Origin of the sequence: Shewanella sp. KT0246, assembly GCF_019654955.1 — a bacterium.
GTDB lineage: Bacteria > Pseudomonadota > Gammaproteobacteria > Enterobacterales > Shewanellaceae > Shewanella > Shewanella goraebulensis.
In genome coordinates this window covers 1-1,526 of sequence record NZ_BPEV01000092.1, presented here as the reverse complement: position 1 = coordinate 1,526, position 1,526 = coordinate 1, and the positions used below count along the sequence as shown (strand labels likewise).

1 protein-coding gene is annotated in these 1,526 nt (G+C 45.5%); it reads right to left on the bottom strand.

The features are described from left to right. Nucleotides 1-1,526 (bottom strand): VCBS domain-containing protein (locus K5Q58_RS20555; RefSeq protein WP_220755714.1); only part of this gene is annotated, 1,526 nt, incomplete at both ends.

The window sequence follows — 1,526 nt, the reverse complement described above, 5'->3', positions numbered from 1 at the left end:
GGCCGTTATCACTATCAGTAATGGTTAACGCACCATCAACCCTTAATAATCCCGAGTGAACGTCTTTATCTTCAGTGAGTGAGGCCGTTGCAGTGCCCGCAATCACGGCTTTATCGTCAGTACCGTTGATGGTGACGGTGACTTTTTGTGATGTACCATCAACGCTGTGAACGATTAAGGTATCGGTGAGTGACTCACCAGCATTAAGACTTTGAACTGCCAGTTGGGAGTTATCAGCAGTATAAATCCAATGACCTAACTCATTGATACTCAGCTGACCAAACTGGCCTTGCAGTGATGCTGCTTGGAATTGATTTTGACCAATATCAACATCGGTAACAGTCAATGCACCATCAACCCTTAATAATCCCGAGTGAACGTCTTTATCTTCGTTGAGTGTTGCAATTGAAGAGCCCGCAATCACGGCTTTATCGTCAGTACCGTTGATGGTGACGGTGACTTGTTGTTCAGTGCCATCAACGCTGTGAACGATTAAGGTATCGGTGAGTGACTCACCAGCATTAAGACTTTGAACTGCCAGTTGGGAGTTATCAGCAGTATAAATCCAATGACCTAACTCATTGATACTCAGCGTACCGAATTGACCTTGCAGGGTTTCTGCGCTGAACTGATTTTGACCACTATCAACATCGGTGATGGTTAACGCACCGTCTACACGTAACATTCCGAATTGTAGGTCTTTATCTTCGGTGACCGAACCTGAATTTATTCCACCTATTTGAGCACTTTCATTGGTGCCGTGAACTTCTATGGTGACAATTTGTGTGACGGGTTTACCTGAGCTATCTGTAGCTGTGATTTGAAAATGTTCAGTAGCAATATCGCCCGCATTTAGCCCCAATGTTTGAGTTGATTGATTATCAAGTTGGTAATGCCATTCTCCGGTTAATGGGTCAATAGTCAGTTGGCCGAATTGACCTTGAGTTTGATTAACTCCCCAAACACTGATGTCGCCTTTATCAGGATCTGTTGCTGTGAGCTTTCCGTTAGCACTATCAATTGCACCAAGCTCATTCAGGCTTGCTTGATGTAATCCCGATATGACAGGGAGATCATTACTACCTTGAATTTCTATTGCGATGACGGCGGAAACTTTATCGCCATTATTGTCAGTTGCAGTAATGGTAAATTGCTCAGTTTGATGCTCACCTTCATTCAAGGCGTCGGTATTGGAATTAGTGTTATCCAGTATGTATTGCCATTGGCCTGTGGTTGGATTGAGAACCAATTGCCCGAATGTTCCTTGAGTATTTTCTGCGCCCCAACTGACATTAGATGTTTGCGTTCCTTCGGCTTGAAGCGTGCCACTTGCTGAACTTATTTGCTCATCTTCTTTTAAATTTGGAATTGATGCTTGACTTAAAATCGTGGTTGGCCTTTCGTGAGTGCCAGTGCCAGTGCCAGTGCCAGTGCCAGTGCCAGTGCCAGTGCCAGTGCCAGTGCCAGTGCCAGTGCCAGTGCCAGTGCCAGTGCCAGTGCCAGTGCCAGTGCCAGTGCCAGTGCCA